Genomic DNA, 21,284 nt, shown 5'->3' with positions numbered 1-21,284 from the left:
GGAGGCGCCTGGGTGTCCGGTGGCACCCAGGCGCCGGGCCGCCCGTCAGCGCGGTGCACTACGGTGCGGCGCATGGGACTCTCACTCACCGTCGGCACCACCCAGGAGCCGGACAGCCAGGGCGATTTCGAGCTGCTGCACCAGGCGCTTGCCGCCGAGGGCATCGCCTGGCGCGAGCCGCGCACCCCGCCCTCGCCGGCCGACCGCTTCGCCGCCGGGTTCCCGTACGGCTACCTGGCCAAGCTGCGCCGCGTCCTCGCCCTGCACCGGCTCGGCGAGCCGGTCACCCCCGCCGCGTCCGTCACCCCCGAGCAGTACCGGCACGACCTGGCGGAGGTCGACGAGGAGACCCTGATGTTCGACTCCCACCTGCTCTGCCACTCCGACTGCGAGGGCTACTACATACCCGAGGACTTCGGCGACCCGCTCTTCCTGCCCCCGGAGTCGGGCGTGCCGGGCGGCGGCATGGTCGGCTCCAGCCAGGGCCTGCTCCAGGAGCTGGCCCACCTCGCCGGCCCGATCGGCGTGCGGCTCGACGCCGACGGCACCCTCGACGCGACCGAGTCGGCCCGCCTGGCCGCCCTGCCGGACGACGCCCCGTTCGCGGCGGAGCTCTTCACCTGGCACCAGCTCCACCTGGCATGCCGCACGAGCATCGCCGGCGGCCGCGCCATCGTCTTCGGTTAGACCATATGAAGTGCGCCTCCCGCGTGGGTCGTCGCTCACCTGCCTTCCTGGTGCTCAGCCGACGGTTTCTACCGGGCGGGCGACGGCTGACGTCTTCTGTCGTCACCGCGCCAGGGCCGCGCGGAGGAACTGGAGGATCTCCGCCCGGGCGGCAGCGGCCTGTGGTTCCAGGCCGGGCAGGGTGAGGAACGCGTGCCTCGCGCCCGGGTATTCGGAGAGCCGCACGGGCGTCCTGGCCGTGCGCAGCCGCTCGGCGTAGCGGCGGCCGTGATCGGCGACCGCGTCGTGGGTGGGCACCACCACGAGCGCCGGGGCCAGTCCGCTCAGGTCGTCCGCGTACAGCGGCGAGACCGCGCCGGCGTCGCCTCCCGGCGGGACGGCGAGCCGCTGGATGAGCCGCAGTTGCGGCAGGCTCAGGGTCGGGCTGTACGGGTACTCGGCGATCGAGGGGTGGTCGAACATCGTCCCGGTCACGTCGACTGCGGGGTTCACCAGTACCTGCGCCTTGAGTTCCAGGCCCGCCTCCCTGGCCCGGACGGCGGTCAGGGCGCTGATCAGCGCGCCGCAGCTCTCGCCGAAGACGGCCGTGCGCGCCGGGTCGACGCCCCACTGCGCGGCCTGCCGCACCACGTGGTCGAGCACGTCCCAGCCGTCATCGGCGGCGTCCGAGAGCGGGCTGCCGGGGGCGAGGAGGCGGTGCTCGACCGAGACGACGAGCGCGGGCAGGTGGGCGGCGAGGTGGCTGTTGGTCCAGTCGCACTGCACTGCCGTGCCCACGAAGCCGCCTCCGTGCACGTGGACCACGAGTGGCAGGTCGGTTCGGCAGGCGGCTTCGTCGTCCTCGGTCGGGGCCGGCCGGTACACCCGGACCGGTAGGTCGCGGTGGGGCAGTGCGATCTGCTGCCAGTGGACCGCGGCGCCGGGGTCCGGCTCGCCGAGGATCGTCCGCGCCGTGCTGGAGGCGCGGAAGCGGTTCTCCGCGTCGCGGTAGGCGCGGAGTTCCTCGGTCGTGATCGCCGAGAAGTCCGGCTCCAACGGCCGTGCGGCGGTAGCGGTCTCGCTCATGCTTCCTTCTCCCCTCCCGGCCGGACGCCGGGTGTGCGGCTGAGCGGCTGTGCGGCTGCGGCCGGACAGCGTGTTGCCCTCATTATGCGCGCGGTGCGTGCAACAGCAAGTGCATAAGTTAGGCTGAGCCCGGACGAGAGGGGCGAGATGACTGGCCGCAGGCGATGGTCGACCGAGGAGATCCTGGACACGGCGGTAGCACTGCTGCGCACGAGCGACGCCGAGTCGTTCAGCGTGCGCAAGCTCGCCGCAGCGCTCGGGACCGACTCCTCCAGCCTCTACCGGCACTTCCGCAACAAGACCGAACTGCTGCGCGCGGTCGCCGACCGGGTCCTGCTGGCCGCCGTGGACAGCCACCGCCCCGAGGGCGACTGGAAGCAGCGCATCACCGCCCTGGGCCTCCGCCTGCGCGAGGCCTTCGGCGAGCAACCCCAACTCGCCGCGATCTGGGGACGCTACGGGTCCGGTGGCACCGGATCCCGGTTGGTCATGGAGGAGGTGCTGCAGGCCCTGCGCACCTCGGGCCTGCCCGACCAGGAGATCCCGGCGTGCTACCACCGCATCGTGATCCTCCTCGCCGCGCTGATCGCCTCCGAGGCCGGCATCAGCACCATCACCTCCGAGGAGTACGAGCAGGGCATGGAGCAGTTCCGCGTCGCCGTGCTCGGCGCCGACCCCGAGCGCTTCCCCGCCCTGGCCCACTTCGCCCGCGACATCCGCCCCCTCGGCGCGGAGCGGCGCGCCGCGTTCGAAGAGATCCTCGCCGCCCACCTCGCCCATATCGAGGCCCGGATCCCCTGACGCGCGGATGCCCTGACGTGCCGGATCCCCTGGCGCGCCGGATCACGAGCGCGATGCGGCCCGGACACCCCGCCGGGGGTGTCCGGGCCGCTACCTGCTTCACTTCCAGGGCGCAGCAGGCCACTTGGGGCTGAGCGCGATCGCCTTCAGCTGGTCCATGGTGAGCGCCGGTGCCGGGCAGGTGGGCGCGTCATCGAAGCCCGGGCTGTTGAACGCGGTCACCAGCACGTCGGTGCCGTCCGGGCGCAGCGCCTCGGCGGTCTCGGCTCGCACGCTCTTGACGGCGTTGGGGTCGTCCGTCGTGGCAGCCGGGTCCAGCACCAGCTTGGTGCCGTCGGCCTCTGATGATGTGACAGCCGGTGAGGCGCGTTACGGATGGAGTCGATCGATCATCTGACTGTCGCCCGTCGCCCGTCGCCCGTCGCCCGTCGCCCGTCGCCCGCCGCCCGTCGCCCGTCGCCCGTCGCCCGTCGCCCGTCGCCCGTCGCCCGTCGCCCGCCGCCCGTCGCCCGTCGCCCGTCGCCCGCCGCCCGCCGCCCGCCACCCGCCCGCCCGAGCGCCGCGGTCGCTCCCGCGCCACGGCCCCTGGCGTGTGCGAGGGGCGCGCGCCCGACGGCGACCTACGGTGGGCAGATGCGACTCATCCCCTGGTGGGCCCTGCTGTCGGCGGCCTGCGCGCCCCTCGTGCTGATCCTCGGCTGGGTGGTGGTGGGCATGCTGAGCGGGCCGAGCTACGACCCGGCGACCCAGACGATCAGCTCGCTGGAGGCCCAGGACGTCCCGGGCCACTGGCTGGTGGTGGCCGCGCTGGCCGGTCTGGGCACCTGCCACCTGGTCACCGCGCTCGGCCTGCGGGCCGCCTCGCGCGCCGGCCGGCTCGCGCTGGCGGGCGGCGGCGTGGCGTCCATCCTGGTGGCGCTGTTCCAGGAGCCCCAGCACGGCGGTTCGCTGCGGCACGGGGTGACGGTCGGTGTGGGCTTCGCACTGCTCTGCGTCTGGCCGGGCCTGACGGTCGACCACCGCCGTGGCGCCCCCTGGGCCCTTCGGCCCGGCCCCGCGGCCCTGGTGATCGTGCTGATGCTGCTCGGCGCCCTCTGGTTCGTGATCGCCCTGAACCACCACGGCGCCGCCGGTGTGGCCGAACGGCTGGTGACCACCGTCCAGTCCTGCTGGCCGCTGATCGTCGTGCTCTCCTGCCCGCACCACGCCGGACCGGGGCCGCGCACCGGACCGCAGGTCCACCCCCGAACGCGGCGGCGCCCGGCGGGTCGGTGACCGACCCGCCGGGCGCCGCGCGCTCCTGACCGCTCCCGGTGCTACGCCTCGCGGGCGACGGCGGTCTGCAGCTGGTACGGCACGCTCGCGACCACCACGCGGCGCTGGAACAGCAGCCGTCCCTTGAGCCGCAGCGCGGACTGGTTGTGCAGGATCTGCTCCCACCAGTGCCCGAGCACGTACTCCGGGATGTACACCGTGACGATGTCGTTGGGCTTCTCGGTGCGCAGCCGCTTCACGTAGTCGACCACCGGGCTGGTGACCTCGCGGTAGGGCGAGGCGATCACGGTCAGCGGGATGGTGATCTCGCGCGCCGCCCAGTCGCGCTTGAGCGCCTCGGTCTCGGCCGGGTCCAGCTCGACCGTGACGGCTTCCAGCTGGTTGGGGCGGGTGGTGCTGGCGTAGCCGAGCGCCCGGATGGTCGGCAGGTGGAGCTTGGAGACCAGGACTATCGAGTGGTTGTTGGTGGGCGCGGTGACCTTCAGGTCCTCCGGCGGGGTCAGCTCGCGGGCGACGGCGGCGTAGTGCCGCTGGATGCCGCGCATGACCAGCCAGATCAGCGGCATGGCGACCACCACGATCCAGGCGCCCTTGGCGAACTTGGTGACCAGCACGATCGTCAGCACGACGGCGGTGAAGCCGGCGCCGACCGCGTTGATCGCCCGGGAGCGGATCATGTGCCGGCGCAGGGCCGCGTCGGTGGCGGTGCGCAGCAGGCGGTTCCAGTGCCGGATCATGCCGGTCTGGCTGCAGACGAAGGAGACGAAGACGCCGACGATGTACAGCTGGATCAGCCGGGTGGGGGAGGCCTGGAAGGCGAGCACCAGCAGGATCGCCGCGCCGGAGAGCAGCATGATGCCGTTGGAGAAGGCCAGCCGGTCGCCGCGGGTGTGCAGCTGCCGCGGCAGGTAGCCGTCCTTGGCCAGGATCGAGCCGAGCACCGGGAAGCCGTTGAAGGCGGTGTTCGCGGCCAGCACCAGGATGATCGCGGTGACGAACTGCAGCACGTAGAAGAGCGGCGAGCCGTCACCGAAGACCGAGCGGGCCACCTGGGCGATCACGGTGCGCGGGGTCTGCCCGTTCGGCACGCCGATCAGGTCGGCGGCGTCGGCCGCGTGCACGTGGCCGGCCAGCGCCAGCGCGGTGACACCGGCGAACATCGACACGGCGATCGCGCCGAGCAGCGCCAGCGTGGTGGCGGCGTTCTTGCTCTTCGGGGGCTTGAAGGCGGGCACGCCGTTGCTGATCGCCTCGACGCCGGTCAGCGCGGTGCAGCCGGAGGCGAAGGCGCGCAGCAGCAGGAAGATCAGTCCGAAGCCGCCGAACGTCCCGGTGGCCCTGATCTGGTAGTTCTCGCTCTCGGCGTGCAGCGGGTGGCCGGTGGCTATCTTGAACAGCCCCCAGCCGATCATCACGACGATCGAGGCGATGAAGAGGTAGGTCGGCACCGCGAAGGCCGTTCCGGACTCCCGGACGCCGCGCAGGTTGAGCACCGTGATGACCGCGATGACCAGCACCGAGATCAGCACGACGTGGCTGTTGAGGGCGGGGAAGGCGGAGGCGAGGTTGGCGACCCCGGAGGAGACCGAGACCGCGACGGTGAGGATGTAGTCCACCATCAGCGCGCTGGCGACGGTCAGACCGGCCTTCGCCCCCAGGTTGGTGGTGGCCACCTCGTAGTCACCGCCACCGGAGGGGTAGGCGTGCACGTTCTGCCGGTAGGAGGCCACCACGACCAGCATCAGCAGGCCGACCGCCGCGGCGATCCACCAGGTGAAGTGGAACATGGCCACGCCCCCGGCGGACAGCACCAGCAGGATCTCCTCGGTCGCGTAGGCGACCGAGGAGAGCGCGTCGGAGGCGAAGACCGGCAGCGCGATCTTCTTCGGCAGGGTGGCCTCACCGAGCATTTCGTTGTGCATCGGTTGGCCGACGAGCAGCCGCTTCATGAGTCCAAGCGTCGAAGGCATGCGGGGCATCGTATGCCCAGCGTCGAGGGGCTTCGCGGCCGGGGGCCCTCGAAGTCAAGGAGGCCACCGTCAGGAACTCGTCATGATGGCCGGGCGGCCCGACGGCACCGGCCGCCCGCCGCTGCCGGCCGCCTGACCAGGCAGTTCCCGGCGGGGCGGTGGCCGCGGCAGCGGGCTGCCGGTCGTGGCCGATTCAACGGTGGCCCGGGAGTCAATCGGCAGGGCGTCAGGATCTCGCCAAGACCGGGCGCCCGGTTGTCCGGCAACCGGGCGCACCGGTGCGTGAGTATCAAGTGGCGCACAGTGACCACCGCCCATAGCTTCGATTCAACGGACACGCGCAGCCGGGCACCGGGCCCGGCGTCGCCGTCGGACTGCCATCCGGTCCGTCGCTGAGCACGGAGACTCCATGCCCCGGGTCCGGGAAAGCAGGTTGGGACCATGCCCGTACGACGGGCCCGCCGGCTGGTGGGTGCCACCGCCGGCCTTCTCCTCGCGCTGGCGGCCGCCGCGCCCGCCCATGCCGCCACCTTCCCCGCCGTCCACGTCGTCCACCCGGGCGAGTCGATCCAGCGAGCCGTGGACGCCGCGCGTCCCGGCGACACCGTCCTCGTCCTGCCGGGCCGCTACCAGGGGAGCGTCCAGATCGGCACGCAGGGCCTGAAGCTGCGCGGAACCGGCCCGCAGACCGTCCTCACACCCGGTCCCGCCGGCTCGGCGAACGCGTGCGCCCAGGCCGGGCACGGGCTCTGCGTCACCGGAACGGCCGGGCAGCGGCTCACCGATGTGCGGATCGAGTCGCTGGCCGTCTCGGGCTTCCCGAAGAACGGGATCTCGGCCTCCGAGACCGACCGGCTGACCGTGCGCGGCGTGCTCGCCGAGGAGAACGGCGAGGAGGGCATCAGCCAGGAGAAGTCCATCCGGGGACGGTTCGAGGACAACGACTCCCGCCGCAACGGTGAGGCCGGGATCTTCCTGGCGAACATCGCCTACGGCGAGGGCGGCGCCATCGACACCCAGGGAGCGGTGATCAGCGGCAACCGGCTCACCGGGAACCGGATGGGCGTGGTGGTCCGGCGGCTGCGGGACCTGACCGTCGAGCGCAACACGATCACCGGCAACTGCGGCGGCGTCTTCGTGGTCGGCGACGAGAACCGCCCGCGAGCCGGTGCCCTGACCGTGCGCCACAACCGGGTGGACCGGAACAACAAGTACTGCCCGACCAACGACCGGCTGCCCTTCATCCAGGGCAGCGGCATCGTGCTGACCGGGGTCGAGGACACCGTGGTGACCCGGAACGAGGTCGACGGCAACGTCGGCGCCTCGCCGCTCTCCGGCGGCATCGTGCTCTTCCGCAGCTACGTCGGCGGCCCCAGCACCGGCAACAGCATCGCGGACAACCACGCCGCCGACAACGGGCCCGCCGACCTCGCCGACCGGGACGGCGGCGCGGGCAACACCTTCACCGGCAACACCTGCCGCACCTCCGAGCCCGCCGGCCGGTGCTGAGCGCCCCGGGGCCGGCCCCCACCCGAACCGACCGACCGACCGACAGAACGACCGACGGAACGACCGAGAGAACGGCGGCGCCATGACCTCCGCACCTTCCACCACCCCCGCCACGACCTCCCCCACCGCCTCCCCCCACCCGTCCCCCGGCACTCCGGCGATGCGGCTGCGCGAGCTCGTCTTCGGAGCCGCCTGCGCGGCCGCCGTGCGCGCGGCCGCCGGCCTGCGGGTCGCCGACGCGCTGGCGGACACCCCGGCGACCGCCGAGGAGCTGGCGGCCGCGCTGGGCATCGAGGCGCGTCCGCTGGCCCGGCTGCTCAGGGCGCTGTCCTGCTACGGCATCTTCACCGAGCACGCGGACGGCCGCTACGCGCACACCGAGATGTCCCGGCTGCTGCGCGAGGACAGCACCGACAGCCTGCGCTACATCGCCCTCTGGTGCACCGCGCCCTGGACCTGGGAGGCCTGGCCGCGGCTGGACGACGCGGTCAGGTCAGGCGCCAGCGTCTTCCCCGACCTGTACGGCAAGGAGTTCTTCGACTACCTGCACGACGACGCGACGGACTCGGCCCGGGTCTTCGACCAGGCGATGACCCACTCCAGCCGGCAGTCCGCCGAGGACATCGCGCGGTCCGTCGACCTCACCGGCGTCACCTCCGTGGTGGACATCGGCGGCGGCCAGGGCCATGTGCTCGCCGGCCTGCTGGAGCGCTACCAGGAGCTGCGCGGCGCCCTGCTCGACCTGCCCACGGTGGTGGCGAACGCCGACCCCAGGCTGCGTGAGGGCGGCGCGCTCGCGGACCGGGTCCAGCTGCTGCCGGGCGACTGCCGCGACGAGGTGCCGATCCAGGCCGATATGTACATCATCAAGAACATCCTGGAGTGGGACGACGACAGCACCCGCCGCACCCTGCGCAACGTGCTGGCGGTCGCGCGCCCCGGTGCCCGGGTCCTGGTGATCGAGAACCTGGTGGACGACAGCCCGTCGATGAAGTTCACCACCGCCATGGACCTGCTCCTGCTGCTCAACGTCGGTGGCGCGAAGCACACCAAGGAGAGCCTGGTCTCGCTGATCACCGAGGCGGGCCTGACGATCGGCGAGATCCGGCCGGTCAACGCCTACCTGCACGCCTTCGACTGCACCGTGCCGGCCTGACGGGCCTGACGGGCCTGACGGGCCTGACAGCCGAACGGCGCCGACCGCGGAATGCGCGGTCGGCGCCGTTCGGCGTCCGGGGGAGTGGGGCGGGGCCGGCACTCTCAGCCGACGGGGGCGACCACCGGAGCGCGGGCCGCCGCCTCGGCAGCCGCCGCTGCCGCCGCGTCGGCCTCCTCGGCCATCGTGGCGACCAGCCCGGTGGTGTGCCGCGCGGCCCGGAAGACCGGGTGCGCCAGTGTCGTGCGCAGGAAGCCGAGCGTGGTGCGGACACCCGCGCCGGCCACCCGGAACTCGCCCAGCGCCCGGTCCATCCGGGCCACCGCCTGCTCGCGGTCCGGGGCCCAGACCGCCACCTTGGCCAGCAGCGAGTCGTAGTCCGGCCCGATCCGCCAGCCCGGACAGGCGTGCGTGTCGACCCGCACGAAGGGGCCGCCGGGCGGCACGAACTCGGTGAGCAGCCCCGGCGCCGGCGCGAACTCCCGGGCGGGGTCCTCGGCGTTGACCCGGCACTCCAGCGCCACGCCCCGGCAGCTGACCTCCTCCTGGCGGACCGAGAGCGGCAGGCCGGCGGCGACGTTGATCTGCTCACGCACGATGTCGACCCCGGTGACCAGCTCGGTGACCGGATGCTCCACCTGCAGGCGGCAGTTGATCTCCATCAGGAAGAACTCGTGCTCCGGGGTCAGCACGAACTCGAAGGTACCGGCCCCGACGAACCCGACCGCCGACGCGCCGCGCACCGCGGCCGCCCACATCGCCTCGCGCAGGGCCGGCGGCAGTTCCGGCGCCGGTGACTCCTCGATCAGCTTCTGGTGCCGGCGCTGCACCGAGCAGTCCCGCTCGCCCAGATGGATCGCGGTGCCGTGCCGGTCGCAGAGCACCTGTACCTCCACGTGCCGCGCGTCCTCGACGAACCGCTCCAGGTAGAGCCGCTCGTCGCCGAAGACGGCCCGCGCGTGGGCCTGGGTCTCGGCGTAGGCGAGCCGCAGGCCGTCGGCCTCGCGCACCACGGCCATGCCGCGACCGCCGCCGCCCGCGACCGCCTTGAGGATCACCGGGTAGCCGACCTGCTGGGCCAGCTGCTTGGCCTCGGCCGCCGAGGTCAGCGCGTCGGTGCTGCCGGGCAGCACCGGCAGCCCGGCCTCGGCCATCAGCGTCCGGGCCACCGCCTTGTCGCCGAGCTGCTGCATCACCTGCGCGGGCGGTCCGATGAAGACGATCCCGTTGGCCTCGCAGATCTCCGCGAAGTCCGGGTCCTCGGAGAGGAAGCCGTACCCGGGGTGGATGGCCTGCGCGCCGGTCTGCAGCGCGGCCTCGATGATCGCGGGGACGCTGAGGTAGCTGGCCTTCGCGGGTGGCGGCCCGATGTGCACCGCCTCGTCGGCGAAGCGGACCACGGCCGAGTCGCGGTCGGCAGTCGAGTACACCGCCACCGTCCGGATGCCGAGTTCGCGACAGGCGCGGGCCACCCGCAGGGCGATCTCCCCGCGGTTGGCGATCAGAACGGTTTCGAACATGGAGTTCACCTCGGTGCTGGGGACGACCTCGCCGGTGCCTGCCGCGTGCCGCGTGCTAGCCGGCCGCGGCGGCGGCATCGTCCGGATGCTCGCCTGCGCCGACGGGTTCGAGCGCGATCAGGCGCTGGTCGAACTCCACGGGGTGGGCGTTGGGCGCGATCACCTCCACCACCCGGCCGCCGACGGCCGCCGTGATGGTGCTCATCATCTTCATCGCCTCCAGGACCCCCACCGGCTGACCCGGTCGGACCAGGTCGCCGATCCGTACGAACGGCGCCGCCTCCGGCGAACCGGCGTGGTAGAAGGTGCCGACCATCGGGGCCCGGACGTAGTCGAGCGCGTCCTGCTCCTCACCCGTCGGGCCGCCGCTGGGCCCGTCCGCCGGTGCCGCGGCGCCCACCAGTGGCGCGGGGCCGGCCTGACCGGCGGCCTCGGGCCATTCGATCTCGACGCTCGCCTGTCCGTCGCGCACGCTGATCCGCCGGGGCGGGGTCGGCGCGGCCTTGGCCAGGCGCGCCACGTTGCGGCACACCGCGTCCAGCACGGCGCCGGATGCCGGTTGCGCGCGCTCGTCCTCGCCGTGGCCGGCCTCGTTGCGGTCCTCCTCGCGCCGGTGGAACTCGCGGCGTTCCCACTCCGCACGTTCTGGCCTCACTGGGCACCTCCTTCAGCAGTCGGGACGCTGTCCAGCCCGAAGCGGTGGAAGCGGCTGCGGCGCTCGCTCAGCAGCCGGGCGGGCTCCCACGGCTCGAGCTCCGTCAGGGCGGCGGCCACGGCCCGGCCCAGCAGGAGCGCAGCCTGCGGGTGATCGGTGTGCGCACCACCGGGCGGCTCGGGCACGACCCCGTCGACGATACCGAGGCGCAGCAGTTCCCTGGCGTCGACGCGCAGGGCGGTGGCCGCGGCCGGCGCGGCCTCCGCGTCCTTCCAGAGGATGGCGGCGCAGCCCTCGGGACTGATCACCGAGTAGATGCCGTTGGCGCAGATCAGCACCCGGTCGGCGACGGCCAGCGCCAGCGCGCCGCCGCTGCCGCCCTCCCCGGTGACCACGGCGACGATCGGCACCGGCAGCCGGGCCATCAGCCGCAGGTTCTCGGCGATGGCCACCGCCTGGCCGCCGCGCTCCGCGTCCGGCCCCGGGTTGGCGCCCGGCGTGTCGATCAGCGTCACCACCGGCAGGCCCAGCTTGGCGGCCATCCGCATCAGCCGGGCGGTCTTGCGGTAGCCGCCGGGGCTCGGCATGCCGAACTTGCGGCGCTGGCGTTCGAGGAGGTCGTCGCCGCCCTTCTGATGTCCGATCAGCATGACCGACCGTCCGTTCAGCCGACCCGGGCCGCCCACCACGGCAGGGCAGTCCTCGGCGATCCGGTCACCGTGCAGCTCGCGGAAGCCGTCCAGCAGGTGCGCCGCGTAGTCCAGCGTGGTGGGTCGCTCGGGATGGCGGGCCAGCCGCACGGCCGTCCAGGCCTCGGTGCGCGGCAGCTGCTCGGCGCTGCGCAGGATCGGCGCCTCCGGCGCCTCCACCAGCGCCTCCACCGGCGCGGCGGCCGCTTCGTCCGCCGGTCGGTCCGCCGGTCGGTCCGCTGGTCGGTCCGCTGGTCGGTCCGCTGGTCCGTCGGCTGGTCCGTCGGCCGCGCCGGAGTGCAGGCTCAGCAGCTGGGCGAGGGTGGCCCGCAGCCCGGCTCGTGGCACCACGCCGTCGACCAGCCCGTGGTCGAGCAGGAACTCCGCGGTCTGGAAGCCCGCCGGCAGGCTCTCGCCGATGGTCTGCTCGATCACCCGCGGCCCGGCGAAGCCGAGCCGGGCGCCGGGCTCGGCGATGATCACGTCCGCCAGGGTGGCGAACGAGGCGGCCACGCCACCGAAGGTCGGGTCGGTGACCAGCGAGAGGACCAGGATCCCGGCCTCGTCGAGTTCCGCGAGCGCCTGCGAGGTCTTCGCCATCTGCATCAGCGAGAGCACGCCCTCCTGCATCCGGGCCCCGCCCGAGGCGGTGACCAGCAGCAGCGGGAGCCGCGAGTGCAGGCTGGTCCGGGCCGCCTCGGTGATCATCGCGCCGACCCCGCAGCCGAGACTGCCGCCCAGGAAGCGGAAGTCCATCGCCGCGACCACCACCGGCCGGCCCTCGATGGTGCCCCGCACGCAGAGCACCGCCTCGTGCAGCCCCGTCGCGGCCCGCGCGGCCAGCAGCCGGTCGGGGTACGGCTGGGTGTCGGCGAAGCCGAGCGGGTCGCTCACGCAGTCGACGTGGTCGAGCGGCTGCGCCGAGCCCGGATCGAGCAGCTGGTCCAGCCGCTGGTGCGCCGTGAGCCTGGCGTGCGACCCGCAGTCGGGGCAGACCTGCAGCGCCCGGCTGAAGCGCTTGCCGTAGATGAGGGTGACGCACCGATCGCACCGCACCCAGGGGGGTGCCGGGTCGATCGGCGCACTCTCCACCTCGACCATGGGAGTTGTCCTTCCAGCCTGACGTCCGGCCTGATCGCCACCGCTCGGCCGCCCGAGCCGGGTGGTCATGCGGTGCTGCCGCGTTCCCAGCGGTAGAACTCCTGGGCCATCGCGTCCTTCGGCTCCCGCCAGGTCTGCGGGTCGTAGGCCTGGACGTACGCGGCCAGCCGTTCGCTGACGTCCACGAAGTCCGGGTGGCCCTTGTGCCGGGCCACCTCGGGCCCAGGGGGGCGCTCGGACTCGATCAGGTGCAGGTAGAGGTCGCCGAACTGGAAGAGGCTGCGGCTGGTCACCCCGATCAGCTGGGGGAGCTCCCCGCGGTCGGAGTCCGCGAAGGTCCTGGCGATCTCCGGGGCGGCGCCGGTCTTCATCCGGGCGACGATCAGAGCGCGATGCATGGGTCGCGTCCCTTCGTTCTCTGGTGCGGGTGCCGGGCGGTGCGCGCCGGGCGGCTGAGCGGTGGGGGCCCGCGGCGGTGGGTGCCGGGGCCGACAGGTGCGGGCTGGTGGGTGCGGGTCGGCGGGTGGCGCTCAGCTGGGCACGGGCACGGGGGTGTCGTGGCCGTGCTCCCGGGCGTGCCGCTCGACCTTCTCCCTGATCAGCTCCATCTGGATCCTGGAGTTGCGGTTGATGTGGTCGGTCATCCCGGCGTCGTCGACCGGGGCGGTGGGCTTCATCGCGAAGTCCTGGATCCAGCGCATCGAGGTGCCGCCGCGGACCTCCTGGTACTCCCAGCGGATGTCCATGTGCTCGAACGGGCCGGTTTCCACCCGGCGGGCCAGCACGGTGCGCGCCGCCCGGTCGGTCTCGCGCTCGGAGACCCAGCTCCAGACCGTGCCGTTCTCATCGGGGTGCATGGTCAGCCGGAAGGTGACCTTCTCGCCCTGCCGGTTGAGCACCTCGACCGAGGCGTACTCGCTGAAGAGCTGCGGCCAGCGCTCCAGGTCGTTGGTCAGGTCCCAGGTGAGGCCGAGCGGGGCGGCGATCAGGATCTCGTTCTCGGTGTGTCCGGTCATTTTCAGGCTCCGATGGAGAGTTGGTCGTTGACGAGGGTGAGGAAGTCGGCCGGGGTCTTGCAGCTCTCCGGCTCGTTGCCGATCGACCGGCCGTAGCGGTTCTCCAGCTCGGAGACGATGCCGAGCAGGCCCAGCGAGTCGAGGCCGAACTGTTCGAAGGGCGTGTCCGGCGCGCCCTCCAGCTGGTCGGGGTCGACCGTCAGACCCGCTCGGGCCTTCATCAGCAGGGCGAGTTCGTCGAAGGTCACGGGGCCGTTCATGCGGGGGTCTCCTTCAGGGCAGCGGGGGAATCCGGGGGCGGGAGGGCGGAGGGCGGCGGCGCGGGCGCGCTCAGCTCCGGTCGTCGGTGTCGCGCCGCAGCACCAGGGCCGAGTTGCAGCCCATCAGGCCGCGGCTGAGCACCAGGGCGGTGCGCAGCGGCGCGCGGCGGGCGTGGCCGGTGACCAGGTCGAGGTCGTGCCGCACCTCCGTGATGTTCGGCGTCGGCGGCACGGTGCCGTGCTCCAGGGCGAGCACCGCGGCGGCGACGTCCAGCGCGGAGGCGGCCGAGTAGGCGCGGCCGAATCCGGTCTTGGGCGCGGTCACCGGGACCTCCGCGCCGTGCGGTCCGAGCGCGTCGGCGATCGCCAGCGCCTCGGCCTGGTCGGCGGCCGGGATGCCCAGCGCGTCGGCGAAGACCACGTCGACCTCGTCGGGCGCGCAGTCGGCCTCCGCCAGCGCGCCCGCGATCGCCCGGGCCAGCCCCTGCCGGGACCGCTCCCAGCCGCCGGTGCCGGTGAAGGTCGCGGCGTGGCCGGCGACCACCGCCCGGACCCGGGCCCCGCGCCGTCGTGCCGTCTCCTCGTCCTCCAGGACGAACATCGCCCCGCCCTCGGCCGGCGAGAACCCGCAGGCCTCGTCGGTGAACGGCAGGTAGGCGCGCCGCGGGTCGGCGGACAAGCTCAGCTCCGGGTAGCCGAGCTGGCAGACCACCGAGTAGGGGGCGAGCGGGGCCTCGGTGGCGCCGGCCACCACGGCGTCCGTCCCGTGCCGGATCGCCCGCGCGGCGTGCGCGAAGACGTCCAGGCCGCCGGCCTCGTCATTGGCCAGCACCCCGCACGGGCCCTGGAAGCCGCCGCGGATGGAGATCTGGCCGGTGCTGGCGGCGTAGAACCAGGCGATGGACTGGTACGGGCCGACGAAGTGCGGCCCCTGTCCCCAGAGGTTCTGCAACTCGCCCTGGCCGAACTCGCCGCCGCCGGACCCGGCCGCCGTGACCACGCCGATGCCGAACGGCCGCTCCTGGTCGGTCCGCAGCTGGGCGTCCTCCAGGGCGAGTTCGGCGGCGGCCATGGCGAAGTGGGTGAAGCGGTCGGTCTGCACGAGGTAGCGGTCCTCGATCAGCCCGGCCGGGTCGAAGCCGCGCACCTCGCCGGCCACCCGCAGCGGCAGGTGCGTGCAGCCCTCGCGGGAGACCGGGGCGAGGAAGGCGGTGCCCTGCTGGACCGCCTTCCAGAAGGCGTCGGTGCCCACGCCGCTCGGCGCGACCACGCCCAGCCCGGTCAGCGCCACCTGGCGGCGGGTCGACCGCCGGTTCGAGCCGCTCATCGCGACCTCCCGTCATCGCGGGTGAGGACCACGGCGGACTGGAAGCCGCCGAAGCCACTGCCGACCGAGAGCACGGTGCGCAACCGCGCCGTGCGGGCGGTGCGCGGCACGTAGTCGAGGTCGCACTCGGCGTCCGGCGTCTCGTAGTTGGCGGTCGGCGGAACCACGCCGTGGGTGAGCGCGAGGGCGCAGGCGGCCAGTTCGATGGCGCCGATCGCGCCCAGCGAGTGGCCGACCATCGACTTGATCGAGCTCATCGGGACCGCGTAGGCGTGCGCGCCCAGCGAGCGCTTCACGGCCGCCGTCTCGTGCCGGTCGTTCTGCTTGGTGCCCGAGCCGTGGGCGTTGACGTAGTCGACGTCGGTGGGGTCGAGCTGCGCCTGCTCCAAGGCCCGGTCGATCGCCTCCGACATCTCCCGGCCCTCGGTGGTCAGGCCGGTCATGTGGTAGGCGTTGCCGAAGGTGGCGAAGCCGCGGATCTCGCAGTAGACCCGGGCGCCGCGGGCCCGGGCGTGCTCCAGCTCCTCCAGCACCAGCACGGCGGCGCCCTCGCCCAGCACGAAGCCGTCACGCTCCGCGTCGAACGGACGGGAGGCGTGGGCCGGGTCGTCGTTGCGGGTCGAGGTGGCCTTGATCGCGTCGAAGCAGGCCACCGTGATGGGGGAGATCGGCGAGTCCGAGGCCCCGGCGACGATGATGTCGGCCTTGCCCTCGGCGATGGCGTGGAAGGCGTGCCCCACCGCGTCCAGCCCGGAGGTGCACCCGGTGGAGACGGTCTGCACCGGGCCGTGCGCGCCGATCTCCTCGGCGACCTCGGAGGCCAGCGCGCTGGGGGAGAAGGCGCGGTGCAGGTGCGGTCCGGCGCCGCGGTGGTCCACGTCCCAGCGGTCGCCACCGGCGCTGACCGCGACGTAGTCGTGCTCCAGGCGGGTGGTGCCGCCGACGGCCGAGCCGAGTGACACGCCGACCCGCCAGGGGTCCTGCAGACCGATGTCCAGGCCCGAGTCGCGGACCGCCTCGCCGGCCGCTGCCAAGGCGAACTGCACGTATCGGTCGGCGCGTTCGGCCCGCTGCGGGTCGAGCCCGCAGGCCAGCGCGTCGAAGTCGCACTCGGCGGCGATCCGGGAGCGGAACCCGGCGGGATCGAAGAGCGTGATCCCGCGCGTCGCCGTCTGGCCCGCGGTGAGCAGGTCCCAGAAGGCACGCACCCCTATGCCGCCGGGCGCGACCACGCCCAGCCCGGTGACCGCCACCCGCCGGGTCACGCGCCGACTCCCGACGGGGTCGCGTCCCGGCTGTCCTCGGTGTCCTCGGTGTCCACGTGGCCGAGTTCGGGCCGGGGCGCCAGCGGACCGAGGTGGAAGACCATCCGGGCCTCGGTGGCGCCCACGTTGCGGAACCGGTGCCGCATGTCGCGCGGGATCATCAGGCCCTGCTCGGGCCGCAGCGAGTGCGCGACGCCGTCCAGGTCCACCTCCAGCTCGCCGCTGACGACGAAGACGAACTCCTCGGAGTACGGGTGGTAGTGCTCACCGATCCGGTCGCCGGGCTGGATGATCGCCAGGCCCATGAAGCCGCTGGTGGCGCCGACCGTGGTCGGGGTGAGCATGGCGCGCAGGTCGCCACCGCGGCGGCGGTTGGGCTGCGTCTCGTCGAGGTGCACGATGCGTACGGGCTGACTGGTCACGGGTCACTCTCCGGTGGCGGCGAAGGACGGCGCCCCACCCGGGGCGTGCGGGTCGGTGTGCGGGTCGGCGTGCGGGTCGGCGTGCTGGGCCGCGGAGCGCTTCGCGGGGCGGTCCGCGCCGGGGTCCGCGGGCGGCGACTCGCGGTCGGTGACGAGGTCCATCGCGTGTGCGGCCAGGAAGTCGGCGATCCCCGGCTCGGTCGTCAGCTGCGCCTGCTGCTCCTGGCTCAGGTCCAGGTGGTGGCGCAGTGCCTCCAGCGCTCGGCCGGGGGCGAAGCCGGCCGCCGGCGCGGGCGCCTGCCGGTAGGGCACCCGCAGGTCGACCAGGCGCACCAGGAGGTCGTCGTGCAGGAACATGGTGCTGCCCGCCAGCGGGTGCCCCGGCTGCCCGGCCGCCGCCTGGTCGTGCTCGGCGAGCAGGCGCGCCGCCTCGGCGCCGTGGCCCTGGCGGACCGGGTAGAGGAAGGCCTGCCGGATCAGGTCCCGCGGCGCACCCGCGCCGCCGCCCCCGACGTGCCGCACCGCGGGCAGCGCCGCGCGGGCGAAGAACGCGCGCGCGGACGCCGGATCGCCGAGGTCGCGGGCCTCCTCCAGGTGCGGGTTGATCGCCTCCTCGACCGCGCGCACCTCGGGCTGCTGCGCGACGTGGCGCAGCGCGTTGCCCAGGTCGCCGCGCACCTCGACGGCCCGCACCACGCGGTTGCCGCGCATGAAGAGCGACGTGCGGCAGAGCCGGGTGGTGGCGTCGACCTCGGCCCGCGGTGAGCGGTAGCCGGCCAGCAGCTCGGCGACCGTCCGCTCGCTGCCGGGCTTGACGGTGAAGGTCAGCGCGTGGCGCACGACGCCGCCGCTGGCCAGCGGCGGCGTCGGCAGCGGGTCGGTCAGGGGCTGCTGCCTGGGAGCGGCGTCGACCTCGGCCCGGCGGCGCTCCGCGGCCGCCGGCTCGGGGGTCTCGCGGGCGATCAGGAAGCGCAGCGAGCGGGTGTCCCGGACGCAGGCGTGCAGCGGCTCCACCACCTTGCGGTGGGCGGCGCTGTCCACCCAGGTCAGGAAGGGTTCGGCACCCTCCCACTCACTGGTGATCAGCCACTGCGAGGCGTTGCCCAGCGACTGGCAGAGCTGGTCGCTGATGTGGCCGGGCACGCCGGCCACCTGGTGGCGGATCTGTTCGTAGGCGGCCAGGAAGCGTTGCTCCTGGCCGTCGTGCACATCCAGCAGCAGCACGACGCGCAGTCGGGAGGTCGTGGCGGTGGCGGGCGGGGCTTGCCGGTCGGACAGGGTGGTCACGGTGCTTGTTCCTCTCGCTGGATCCAGGCCCCCGCGCACGGTCCGGGGTCTGATCGCATGCGTTCGATACTACGTACCGCAACGATCTGCGCACGATGCGTGAGTCGCGCGGGTGAAGATCGGCTCAACCCGCCCGCCGCGCCGGGCCGCTGGGAATAGCTAGGACTCAGGCAGATCCGAGGCGGGGGCCGCCGCGACGGCGGTCCCCGCCACCTCGCACGGCTGGAGACTCCGCATGACGCCCAAGGTCGATGACCGCGTGCCCGTCCTGATCACGGGCGGTTCCCTGGTGGGGCTGTCCGCCTCGCTCTTCCTCGGCCGCCTCGGCATCGACCACCTGCTGGTGGAGCGCCATCCGCGCACGTCGCACCATCCGCGCGGGCGCGGCAACAACGTGCGCACCATGGAGCTCTACCGCACCGCCGGGGTCGAGCCGCGGATCCGCCAAGCCGCCGCCGTGCTCTCCGAGAACCACGGCATCCTGCAGGCCGACACCCTGGCCGGCGCGGATCAGGAGTGGCTCTTCAAGCAGATCGACCCGGGCGGCGCGCTCGGCCGGCTGAGCCCGTCCGGTTGGTGCCTGTGCAGCCAGAACGACCTGGAGCCGGTGCTGCTCGGCTGCGCCCAGGAGCTCGGCGGCGAGCTGCGCTTCAACACCGAGCTGGTCTCCTTCGAGCAGGACGACCAAGGGGTGACGGCCCAGGTCAGGGACCGGGAGTCGGGGCAGCAGCGCACCGTGCGGGCGGACTACCTGATCGCGGCCGACGGACCGCGCAGCCCGGTCCGGGAGGCGCTGGGCATCGGCCGGCAGGGCCAGGGCGACCTCTTCCACAACGTCAGCATCACGTTCCGGGCCAAGCGGCTGGCGGACGTGGTGGGCGAGCGGCGCTTCATCGTCTGCTACCTGACCAACCCCGCCGGCGCCGGCGCGCTGCTGCCCGTCGACAACGAGGAGCACTGGGTCTTCCACGCGCCCTGGCACCCGGACCGCGGTGAGGCGCTGGAGGACTTCACCGACGAGCGCTGCGTGGCGCTGATCCGCGCCGCCACCGGCGTGCCCGACCTGGAGCTGGAGGTGACCGGCAAGGCCCCGTGGCATGCCGCCGAACGGGTGGCGGAGCGCTATGGCGCGGGCCGGGTCTTCCTCGCCGGGGACTCCGCCCACGAGATGTCGCCCACCGGGGCGTTCGGCTCGAACACCGGGATCCAGGACGCGCACAACCTGGCCTGGAAGCTGGCCGCGGTGCTGCGCGGCTGGGCGGGGCCCGGGCTGCTGGAGACCTACGACGCCGAGCGGCGCCCGGTGGCGCGGGCGACCGGCGCGCGCGCATCGGCCAGGTCCGCCGAGCACCGCCACCCCGGTTACGAGGTGAGCCCCGGCACCGGGCGGCAGGCCGGGATGCTGGCGGTGGTGCTGGGCTACCGCTACGCCTCGACCGCGGTGGCCGGGGCCGATCCGCAGGGCCCGGCCATCCCCGAGGACTTCCGCCCGGTGGCGGTGCCCGGCGGCCGCGCACCGCACCAGTGGCTGCGCGGCGTGGACGGCCGGGTCTCGACGCTCGACCTCTACGAGCGCACGCCGGTCCTGCTGACCGGCCCCGAGGGCGGGGCCTGGCACGCGGCCGGGCAGCGGGCGGCCGAGCGGCTGGGGGTGCCGCTCGCCTGCTACCGGGTGGCGGAGGGACCGGCCGGCGACCTCGCCCCCGAGGACGGCGCCGACTGGTCGGGGCTGCACGGCGTGGCGGCCGACGGCGCGGTGCTGGTGCGCCCCGACGGGTTCGTGGCCTGGCAGGCGCGGACGGCCGGCCCGGAGCCCGAGCGGACGCTGGCCGAGGTGCTGCGGCAGGTGTTCAGCCTGAGCTGACGCCGGTGGCCGACCGCCGGTGGGCGTGGACCGGTGGGCGGCGTGGACCGACGGGCGGCATGGACCGACGGGCCGTCAGGTGACCTGGTAACGGCCCACCATGCCGCCCATCATGTGGTGGATGACGTGGCAGTGGTAGATCCAGTCGCCGGGGTTGTCCTCCCGGTACTCGATGGTGAGCGTGGTGGAGGGGCCGATGATCTGCGAGTCCACCCAGCCCTGGTAGCCCTGGGTGCTGCGCCAGCGGTGTCCGTGCAGGTGGAACACGTGGAACTCCTGGCCGAGCGCGGCGATCCGCCAGCGCACCCGGTCGCCGACCTTGGCCGTGAAGGTCGGGGTGTTGTCCAGGAAGGCGCCGCCGTTGACCAGGTTCAGGTTCTGCGCGAGCGAGGGGATGTCGGACTTGTAGGCGTCGTGCAGGAAGACCACGAACTCGCGGTCGACCTTCGGGGTCGACGGGTCGGTGACCACCAGGACGCCGAACAGGCCGAGTTCCGCGCCGAGTTCCATGACCGCCTCGCCGCCGGACCCGCCGGCGGGGCTGCCGCCCGGCCCGCCGCCGGCGTCCGGCCCGTGGCCCTGGTGCGCGGGTGCGGCGGGTGCGCCGCCGGGTGCGGGCGTGGCGGCGATGGACTGCGGTACCGAGTGGTCGTGGTAGAGCCAGGTGCCCACCGAGGAGGGCGGGCAGACCCAGGTGTAGGTGTGGCTGCCGCCGAACGGCACGGCCGTGCCCGGGCGGTCGGGGTCGTCGGCCAGCCAACCGCCGTCGTTGTCGCGGTCGTAGCGCACCCCGTGCGGGTGCAGGCTGTGCGGCCAGCGGTAGTGCTCGTCGTTGTTGCGGAAGTGCACCCGGATCACGTCGCCCACCTCGGCGCGCAGCACCGGGCCGGGGATGCCGCAGTTGGCGCCGATGCCGTCCGGCCCCGGGTCGGCGTCGAGCGGGCGGCCCCAGTCGGCGGTCCAGGCGCGGTACCCGATCGCCCGGAAGGTGGTCTGCCCGGCGGTGAAGTGATGGCCCATCATGGCGTCCCGGCCGTTGGCCACCGGGTTGTGTTCGAAGGAGTCGGCCTGCAGCCAGTACTCGCGCAGCCGCCCGCCGGCCTGGAACGTGTCGGCGGTGAAGGGGTCGGCGGCGAGGGGGTCCGCGGCTGCCCCGGTGGCGGCCCGCGCGCGGGGGGCGGCCGCGGCCGCGCCTTGGGCCGTCGCCCCGCCGAGGGCGACGGCGGCACCGCCGCCCAGCAGGCTCCGCACCACGGACCGCCGCCCGGTGCCGTCCGTGCGTCCGCCGGGGTGCCTCGCGCCGCCGGGGTGTTTCTCGTCTCTGGCCTGATCAGCCGACATGGGTCCCTTCCGATGAGGGCGGGAGCCGGCCGGCGCTCTGGTCCGCCGCGCCGCAGCTCGAACTCCCGCCGGAC

The 21,284-nt window shown here is 73.8% G+C and carries 20 protein-coding genes; 6 read left to right on the top strand and 14 right to left on the bottom strand.

From position 1 onward, the window contains the following. Positions 1-72 precede the first annotated feature (72 nt). Positions 73-687, top strand: a complete 615-nt coding sequence (locus tag OG455_RS01355; protein WP_266289250.1) for a hypothetical protein — start codon at positions 73-75, stop codon at positions 685-687. 102 nt (positions 688-789) lie between these two features. Here the strand turns inward: OG455_RS01355 and OG455_RS01350 are convergent, their stop codons facing one another. After that, on the bottom strand, positions 790-1,752 hold the full coding sequence (locus OG455_RS01350) for an alpha/beta hydrolase (RefSeq protein WP_266289248.1): 963 nt from the start codon (positions 1,750-1,752) through the stop codon (positions 790-792). Between the two features lie 147 nt (positions 1,753-1,899). On the opposite strand from OG455_RS01350, the gene OG455_RS01345 reads away from it, so the two are divergent. Beyond that, entirely contained in the window at positions 1,900-2,553 is a 654-nt protein-coding gene (locus tag OG455_RS01345; RefSeq protein WP_266289246.1) for a TetR/AcrR family transcriptional regulator, read from the top strand. Between the two features lie 99 nt (positions 2,554-2,652). Here the strand turns inward: OG455_RS01345 and OG455_RS01340 are convergent, their stop codons facing one another. Continuing rightward, positions 2,653-2,874, bottom strand: a complete 222-nt coding sequence (locus tag OG455_RS01340; protein WP_266289244.1) for a hypothetical protein — start codon at positions 2,872-2,874, stop codon at positions 2,653-2,655. 312 nt (positions 2,875-3,186) lie between these two features. On the opposite strand from OG455_RS01340, the gene OG455_RS01335 reads away from it, so the two are divergent. Further along, complete coding sequence (locus tag OG455_RS01335; protein WP_266289242.1) at positions 3,187-3,828, top strand: DUF998 domain-containing protein; 642 nt, start codon at positions 3,187-3,189, stop codon at positions 3,826-3,828. 41 nt (positions 3,829-3,869) lie between these two features. Here OG455_RS01335 and OG455_RS01330 read toward each other — a convergent pair whose 3' ends face one another. Beyond that, positions 3,870-5,798, bottom strand: a complete 1,929-nt coding sequence (locus tag OG455_RS01330) for an APC family permease (RefSeq protein ID WP_266289240.1) — start codon at positions 5,796-5,798, stop codon at positions 3,870-3,872. A gap of 441 nt (positions 5,799-6,239) precedes the next feature. Here OG455_RS01330 and OG455_RS01325 point away from each other — a divergent pair, with 441 nt between their 5' ends. Together OG455_RS01325 and OG455_RS01320 are read left to right on the top strand one after the other, a co-directional pair. Then, entirely contained in the window at positions 6,240-7,307 is a 1,068-nt protein-coding gene (locus tag OG455_RS01325; protein ID WP_266289238.1) for a nitrous oxide reductase family maturation protein NosD, read from the top strand. Positions 7,308-7,467: 160 nt separating this feature from the next. Further along, positions 7,468-8,463, top strand: a complete 996-nt coding sequence (locus OG455_RS01320) for a methyltransferase (protein WP_266300621.1) — start codon at positions 7,468-7,470, stop codon at positions 8,461-8,463. A 104-nt stretch (positions 8,464-8,567) separates the two neighbouring features. On the opposite strand, the gene OG455_RS01315 is transcribed toward OG455_RS01320, so the two are convergent. The 10 genes from OG455_RS01315 to OG455_RS01270 all read right to left on the bottom strand — a co-directional run bounded on the left by OG455_RS01315 (position 8,568) and on the right by OG455_RS01270 (position 18,005). Next, positions 8,568-9,983: an acetyl/propionyl/methylcrotonyl-CoA carboxylase subunit alpha gene (locus OG455_RS01315; RefSeq protein ID WP_266289236.1), complete on the bottom strand. Its 1,416-nt coding sequence runs from the start codon at positions 9,981-9,983 to the stop codon at positions 8,568-8,570. 55 nt (positions 9,984-10,038) lie between these two features. Next, positions 10,039-10,638 (bottom strand): biotin/lipoyl-containing protein, encoded by a 600-nt coding sequence (locus tag OG455_RS01310; RefSeq protein ID WP_266289234.1) that lies wholly within the window; start codon positions 10,636-10,638, stop codon positions 10,039-10,041. Next, positions 10,635-12,428: an acetyl-CoA carboxylase, carboxyltransferase subunit beta gene (accD, locus tag OG455_RS01305; RefSeq protein ID WP_266289232.1), complete on the bottom strand. Its 1,794-nt coding sequence runs from the start codon at positions 12,426-12,428 to the stop codon at positions 10,635-10,637. Before accD ends, OG455_RS01310 begins: the two co-directional genes overlap by 4 nt. A gap of 65 nt (positions 12,429-12,493) precedes the next feature. Continuing rightward, the gene (locus OG455_RS01300; RefSeq protein ID WP_266289229.1) at positions 12,494-12,826 is read right to left on the bottom strand and encodes a TcmI family type II polyketide cyclase; all 333 of its coding nucleotides are present in this window, start codon (positions 12,824-12,826) and stop codon (positions 12,494-12,496) included. A 132-nt stretch (positions 12,827-12,958) separates the two neighbouring features. Continuing rightward, positions 12,959-13,444: an SRPBCC family protein gene (locus tag OG455_RS01295; protein ID WP_266289227.1), complete on the bottom strand. Its 486-nt coding sequence runs from the start codon at positions 13,442-13,444 to the stop codon at positions 12,959-12,961. A 2-nt stretch (positions 13,445-13,446) separates the two neighbouring features. Beyond that, on the bottom strand, positions 13,447-13,704 hold the full coding sequence (locus OG455_RS01290; RefSeq protein ID WP_266289225.1) for an acyl carrier protein: 258 nt from the start codon (positions 13,702-13,704) through the stop codon (positions 13,447-13,449). Between the two features lie 70 nt (positions 13,705-13,774). After that, complete coding sequence (locus OG455_RS01285; RefSeq protein WP_266289223.1) at positions 13,775-15,031, bottom strand: beta-ketoacyl synthase N-terminal-like domain-containing protein; 1,257 nt, start codon at positions 15,029-15,031, stop codon at positions 13,775-13,777. Then, positions 15,028-16,296 (bottom strand): beta-ketoacyl synthase, encoded by a 1,269-nt coding sequence (locus OG455_RS01280; RefSeq protein WP_266289221.1) that lies wholly within the window; start codon positions 16,294-16,296, stop codon positions 15,028-15,030. Before OG455_RS01280 ends, OG455_RS01285 begins: the two co-directional genes overlap by 4 nt. Beyond that, positions 16,293-16,718: a cupin domain-containing protein gene (locus OG455_RS01275; RefSeq protein ID WP_266289219.1), complete on the bottom strand. Its 426-nt coding sequence runs from the start codon at positions 16,716-16,718 to the stop codon at positions 16,293-16,295. Before OG455_RS01275 ends, OG455_RS01280 begins: the two co-directional genes overlap by 4 nt. Before the next feature lie 3 nt (positions 16,719-16,721). Then, a complete protein-coding gene (locus tag OG455_RS01270; RefSeq protein WP_266289216.1) occupies positions 16,722-18,005 on the bottom strand; it encodes a SchA/CurD-like domain-containing protein in 1,284 nt (427 codons plus the stop codon). Between the two features lie 235 nt (positions 18,006-18,240). On the opposite strand from OG455_RS01270, the gene OG455_RS01265 reads away from it, so the two are divergent. After that, positions 18,241-19,869 (top strand): FAD-dependent monooxygenase, encoded by a 1,629-nt coding sequence (locus tag OG455_RS01265; RefSeq protein ID WP_266289214.1) that lies wholly within the window; start codon positions 18,241-18,243, stop codon positions 19,867-19,869. 75 nt (positions 19,870-19,944) lie between these two features. Here OG455_RS01265 and OG455_RS01260 read toward each other — a convergent pair whose 3' ends face one another. After that, complete coding sequence (locus OG455_RS01260) at positions 19,945-21,210, bottom strand: multicopper oxidase domain-containing protein (RefSeq protein WP_266289212.1); 1,266 nt, start codon at positions 21,208-21,210, stop codon at positions 19,945-19,947. Positions 21,211-21,284 lie beyond the last annotated feature (74 nt).

The sequence above is a fragment of the Kitasatospora sp. NBC_01287 genome (genome assembly GCF_026340565.1).
Classification (GTDB): domain Bacteria; phylum Actinomycetota; class Actinomycetes; order Streptomycetales; family Streptomycetaceae; genus Kitasatospora.
This window is presented reverse-complemented; position numbering and strand designations above follow the sequence as displayed.

Coding starts and splice junctions, on each gene's coding strand:
- OG455_RS01355 (WP_266289250.1), top strand. CDS start 73: ATGGGACTCTCACTCACCGTCGGCACCACCCAGGAGCCGGACAGCCAG.
- OG455_RS01350 (WP_266289248.1), bottom strand. CDS start 1,752: ATGAGCGAGACCGCTACCGCCGCACGGCCGTTGGAGCCGGACTTCTCG.
- OG455_RS01345 (WP_266289246.1), top strand. CDS start 1,900: ATGACTGGCCGCAGGCGATGGTCGACCGAGGAGATCCTGGACACGGCG.
- OG455_RS01335 (WP_266289242.1), top strand. CDS start 3,187: ATGCGACTCATCCCCTGGTGGGCCCTGCTGTCGGCGGCCTGCGCGCCC.
- OG455_RS01330 (WP_266289240.1), bottom strand. CDS start 5,798: ATGCCTTCGACGCTTGGACTCATGAAGCGGCTGCTCGTCGGCCAACCG.
- OG455_RS01325 (WP_266289238.1), top strand. CDS start 6,240: ATGCCCGTACGACGGGCCCGCCGGCTGGTGGGTGCCACCGCCGGCCTT.
- OG455_RS01320 (WP_266300621.1), top strand. CDS start 7,468: ATGCGGCTGCGCGAGCTCGTCTTCGGAGCCGCCTGCGCGGCCGCCGTG.
- OG455_RS01315 (WP_266289236.1), bottom strand. CDS start 9,983: ATGTTCGAAACCGTTCTGATCGCCAACCGCGGGGAGATCGCCCTGCGG.
- accD (WP_266289232.1), bottom strand. CDS start 12,428: ATGGTCGAGGTGGAGAGTGCGCCGATCGACCCGGCACCCCCCTGGGTG.
- OG455_RS01300 (WP_266289229.1), bottom strand. CDS start 12,826: ATGCATCGCGCTCTGATCGTCGCCCGGATGAAGACCGGCGCCGCCCCG.
- OG455_RS01295 (WP_266289227.1), bottom strand. CDS start 13,444: ATGACCGGACACACCGAGAACGAGATCCTGATCGCCGCCCCGCTCGGC.
- OG455_RS01290 (WP_266289225.1), bottom strand. CDS start 13,704: ATGAACGGCCCCGTGACCTTCGACGAACTCGCCCTGCTGATGAAGGCC.
- OG455_RS01285 (WP_266289223.1), bottom strand. CDS start 15,031: ATGAGCGGCTCGAACCGGCGGTCGACCCGCCGCCAGGTGGCGCTGACC.
- OG455_RS01265 (WP_266289214.1), top strand. CDS start 18,241: ATGACGCCCAAGGTCGATGACCGCGTGCCCGTCCTGATCACGGGCGGT.
- OG455_RS01260 (WP_266289212.1), bottom strand. CDS start 21,210: ATGTCGGCTGATCAGGCCAGAGACGAGAAACACCCCGGCGGCGCGAGG.